The organism is Propionibacterium sp. (genome assembly GCF_047719395.1).
In the GTDB taxonomy this organism is placed as follows: domain Bacteria; phylum Actinomycetota; class Actinomycetes; order Propionibacteriales; family Propionibacteriaceae; genus Propionibacterium.
In genome coordinates this window covers 1-4,195 of record NZ_JBDNTB010000098.1, presented here as the reverse complement: position 1 = coordinate 4,195, position 4,195 = coordinate 1, and the positions used below count along the sequence as shown (strand labels likewise).

Below are 4,195 nucleotides of genomic sequence, written 5' to 3'. Positions count from 1 at the left end.
GGTCGTCGACTTCCCGATCCCACCCTTGCCGTAAATAGCAACCTTACGCATTAGATAACCTTCCGTGAAGGGATGTTTCAGCCTTGTTACAAGATCAAGGAGCGATTCCCTCGGCGGATCCGGCCCAGCCAAATGGCTATGCCGGGGAGCTCAGCGGGTGCTGATCATCCTCCGGGGGCGTCCTTGCCGTGTTGATATTTATTTCAGCACGCGTGTGTTTCAAAGGTGTTAATCCAGTTGTCTGGTTCTGTAACAACTCGAACCATTTGGAATAACCCGAATAAATACACACAATGGTTTCAATAATCCCTTGAGTCAGGTAAAAGGCCTTGTCAAGGCGCTGATTGCAGAGTAGCTCAGACAGGCAAAGGTATAGTGGAATATCATCTGACAACATCCCTGGTGATTTCTTGAACGCACCACTCTCGTTTATCTGCCAGATTGCCTTCGCGGTTTCAAGATAACGTGAAAAAATGAAATGATAATCATCCATACCGTGTATGCGGAAGATAATTACTCATGAAACCGCAGATGCGGAACCTCTCCGCATCTGCGGATGCGTGACGTTTCAGGCGTGTATCAGCTGCATTGCAGGTTATGTCATGTCTCACGTGGGGGTGCTGAGCGGCCACGTGTCAGCGACGGAGAAGTCGGGTGACAGCCGTATCTAAGGTCGCTAGTGTTCCCCTATGGCGAAGTTGCGGATCAAGGACGCTGCCGTTTTCCTCGGAGTGAGCGATGACACCGTGCGGCGGTGGGTCGACGCAGGGACGCTGCAGTACGAACTGGATGATCGGCACCGCAAGGTGATTGACGGCTTGGAGCTCGCTCGCTTTGCGCAGTCGTTGTCCAATCCCGTGCCCGATCCCTCCGATATCGAGCGTTCGGCGCGCAACCGCTTTGTGGGTCTGGTCACCCGTGTCGACTCCGACAAGGTGATGTCACAGGTGGAGATGCAGTGCGGACCCTTCCGGGTGGTCTCGCTGATGAGTACCGAGGCCGTACGAGAGCTGGGGCTGGAGCCAGGTTCCCTCGCGGTGGCCGTCGTCAAGGCGACCACCGTCATCGTGGAGACTCCGACCCAAGATTGAGTGATGTCCCTACCCCCTAATAGAGAGGCGCCCCATGCGTACCAAGATCCCGAAGACCCTCGCGGCTGCAGTCGCTGTGCTGGCACTGGCCGTGACCGGATGCAGTTCTAGCGGCAGTTCCAGTTCGTCCGGCAGCAGTACGGCTCCGGCGCGCACCCTCACGGTGTTCGCCGCTGCGTCCATGACGGGCACCTTCAACGAACTCAAGACCACCTTCGAGAGCCAGAATCCCGGCGTTACTGTCACCTACAACTTCGCCGGTTCGCAGGCTCTGGCCCAGCAGATCACCAATGGTGCTCCCTCGGATGTCTTCGCATCGGCCAACTCGGCCAACATGACCACAGTGACGGACGCCGGCCTTGCCACCGGAGATCCCCAGGTCTACGCCACCAATGTGCTGGAGATCGTGGTTCCCAAGGGGAATCCGGCCAATGTGCACTCCTTCCAGGACCTCGCCAAGTCGGGTCTGAAGCTGGTCATCTGCGCACCGAGCGTGCCCTGTGGCGCCGCCACCCAGACGATCGAGAAGGCCACCAACATCACCCTGTCTCCGGTCAGCCAGGAGCAGGCGGTCACCGACGTGCTCACCAAGGTGCGCACCGGTGAGGCCGATGCCGGTCTGGTCTACAAGACCGATGCGATGTCCGCGGGCGATGCCGTTGAGGGCATCTCCTTCCCCGAAGCCTCCGAGGCCATCAATACGAACTACATTGTCCCGCTGAAGAATGCTTCGCAGCCTGAGCTGGCCCAGAAGTTCGTGGATCTCGTGATGAGTGATTCCGGGCAGTCAGTCCTTCAAAAGGCCGGTTTCGGAAGTCCGTCCGTCGGATCCAGCTCCGCTTCGGCTTCAGCCTCCGCCGGGCACTGAGTACTGATGCATTGACAGGTGGGCGCTGCGGTTCGGCCGTGGCGCCCACCTTTTGTACAGATGGAAGTTGTGTGGACGGAAGTGAATGAGCCATGACCACTGTTGCCGAGCCCGTCTCATTTGAGCATCGAGAGAAGGAGCCGCGGGTCAGGAAGGCGCGCACCTTCTCCGGGTTGCCCCGCTGGCTCTATGCCCCCGCTGCGCTGGGCGCGGTGTTCATCATCCTCCCGCTGATCGCCATGGCCACCCGGATGAACTGGTCCCAGTTCGGCACAGTCATCTCCACCCCGGCCTCACTGGATGCCCTGCGGTTGAGCATGGAGACTTCCATCGCCGCCATGGTGCTCTGCATAGTGTTCGGCGTGCCGATGTCCATGGTGCTGGCTCGGGTGGAGTTCCCCGGAAAGCAATTGATCCGATCGCTTGTGCTGCTGCCGCTGGTGCTGCCCCCGGTGGTGGGCGGCATCGCTCTGCTCTACACCTTCGGGCGTCGCGGGCTGCTTGCGCCGGTGCTCGACGTGTTCGGCATCAGCATCGCCTTCTCCACCATCGCTGTGGTGCTCGCCCAGACCTTCGTGGCCATGCCCTTCCTCGTGGTGTCGCTGGAAGGAACTCTTCGCACGGTCGGGCAGCGATATGAACTCGTGGCCGCCACCCTCGGCGCCAAGTCGTCCACCGTGCTGCACAGGATCACGCTGCCACTTGTGGTGCCCGGACTCGCCTCGGCTGCGGTGCTCTCCTTCGCCCGAGCGCTCGGGGAGTTCGGCGCCACGCTCACCTTCGCAGGAAGCCTTCAGGGCGTCACCAGGACGATGCCGCTGGAGATCAACCTGCAGAACTCCAGCGGGAACCCGGATTCCGCCATCGCCCTGTCGCTGGTCCTGGTGGCGGTGGCGATCATCGTCACCGTCGTGACGGCGAAGATCTCGGAGAGGTCGCAGCTGTGAGCCTGAAATTCCACGCGGTCCTCGCGCAACGCGGCTTCGACGTCGAGATGGAGATCGGCGAGGGCGAACGGGTGGCCGTGCTGGGGCACAACGGCTCCGGCAAGTCGACCATGATGAACATCCTCGCCGGAACTCTGCGTCCCGATTCGGGGAAAGCGGTCCTCGACGGCACCACATTGTTCGACCTCGGCTCCGAGCACCACCAGTGGCTGCCGCCCCACCAGCGAGGCATCTCATTGCTCGCCCAGGAGGCGCTGCTCTTCCCGCACCTGAACGTGCGGGACAATGTGGCTTTCGGGCCTCGGGTCAGCGGTACCTCGAAGAAAGAGGCCAACCAGCGGGCCGAGCACTGGCTCGACGAGGTCGGTGTCGCCCAGTTCGCCCAGCGGCGGCCGAGCCAGCTGTCCGGCGGCCAGGCCCAGCGCGTGGCCATCGCCCGGGCCCTGGCCGCAGAACCGAAATTGCTGTTGCTCGACGAACCGATGGCAGCCTTGGACGTCGCGGTGGCACCCACTCTGCGACGGGTTCTGCGGCGTGTGCTGGAGGGGCGGGCGGCCATGGTCGTCACCCACGACCTGCTGGATGCGCTGTTGCTCTCCGAGCGGATCATCGTGCTCGAGCAGGGCCATGTTGCCGAGTCCGGGCCCACTGACAAGGTTCTTCAGCATCCGAAGACCAGATTCACCGCACGGATCGCGGGGCTCAACCTGGTTCGGGGCAGCTACCTCAATGGCGGTGTGGATCAGTCCGCGGATCTGCGCATCGAGGGGAACCAGCAGGAGGGTGCCGAATTGGTCGACGGTGAACCGGCCGCGGCAGTGTTCTCGCCGTCAGCGGTGACCATCAGCACCTCGGCGCCGCAGGGCAGCGCCCGCAACGTGCTGCCCGCGACGATCGCAGAACTGGAACCGACCGGCGAAATGGTGCGTGTGCGTGGCGATGACCACCACGGCCATTTTCTGTCCGCCGATGTGACGATGATCTCGGTGGCTGATCTCGACCTGTATCCCGGCAAGGAGGTCTTCTATTCGGTGAAGGCGGCGTCGGTGACGCTCTACCCTGTGTGAGCGGAGAAGCAGCGCCGTCACCGCGTTCCGGTCAGCACGATTCTCGAGAGCTGTGCGTCATGGCAGGTGACGGCCTCAGCGGTGATTCTGTTCAGGGACGCAATGGCCGGGCCCCGGCCCGCGGGTCCCGGGCCATGGGCAAATACTGCTTGGTAAAGATTGGGTATAGGTTCATCAACAACAGATCAGTCGTGCCCCCGGGTTTGCCTGAGACGACGACGA

The 4,195-nt window shown here is 61.8% G+C and carries 5 protein-coding genes; 4 read left to right on the top strand and 1 reads right to left on the bottom strand.

All coding sequences use genetic code 11. From position 1 onward, the window contains the following. Nucleotides 1-136 precede the first annotated feature (136 nt). Nucleotides 137-493, bottom strand: coding sequence for a hypothetical protein (locus ABF648_RS11880; RefSeq protein WP_415632458.1), 357 nt, complete (start codon nucleotides 491-493; stop codon nucleotides 137-139). 196 nt (nucleotides 494-689) lie between these two features. Between ABF648_RS11880 and ABF648_RS11875 the strand changes: the two genes are divergently transcribed. From ABF648_RS11875 to ABF648_RS11860, 4 genes are all read left to right on the top strand, one after another. Then, entirely contained in the window at nucleotides 690-1,091 is a 402-nt protein-coding gene (locus ABF648_RS11875) for a TOBE domain-containing protein (RefSeq protein WP_415632457.1), read from the top strand. Nucleotides 1,092-1,125: 34 nt separating this feature from the next. Next, nucleotides 1,126-1,959, top strand: coding sequence for a molybdate ABC transporter substrate-binding protein (gene modA, locus ABF648_RS11870; protein WP_415632456.1), 834 nt, complete (start codon nucleotides 1,126-1,128; stop codon nucleotides 1,957-1,959). A gap of 92 nt (nucleotides 1,960-2,051) precedes the next feature. After that, nucleotides 2,052-2,906: an ABC transporter permease gene (locus ABF648_RS11865; RefSeq protein WP_415632455.1), complete on the top strand. Its 855-nt coding sequence runs from the start codon at nucleotides 2,052-2,054 to the stop codon at nucleotides 2,904-2,906. Continuing rightward, nucleotides 2,903-3,973, top strand: a complete 1,071-nt coding sequence (locus tag ABF648_RS11860; protein WP_415632454.1) for a sulfate/molybdate ABC transporter ATP-binding protein — start codon at nucleotides 2,903-2,905, stop codon at nucleotides 3,971-3,973. Before ABF648_RS11865 ends, ABF648_RS11860 begins: the two co-directional genes overlap by 4 nt. Nucleotides 3,974-4,195: the final 222 nt, after the last annotated feature.

Coding starts and splice junctions, on each gene's coding strand:
- ABF648_RS11880 (WP_415632458.1), bottom strand. CDS start 493: ATGGATGATTATCATTTCATTTTTTCACGTTATCTTGAAACCGCGAAG.
- ABF648_RS11875 (WP_415632457.1), top strand. CDS start 690: ATGGCGAAGTTGCGGATCAAGGACGCTGCCGTTTTCCTCGGAGTGAGC.
- modA (WP_415632456.1), top strand. CDS start 1,126: ATGCGTACCAAGATCCCGAAGACCCTCGCGGCTGCAGTCGCTGTGCTG.
- ABF648_RS11865 (WP_415632455.1), top strand. CDS start 2,052: ATGACCACTGTTGCCGAGCCCGTCTCATTTGAGCATCGAGAGAAGGAG.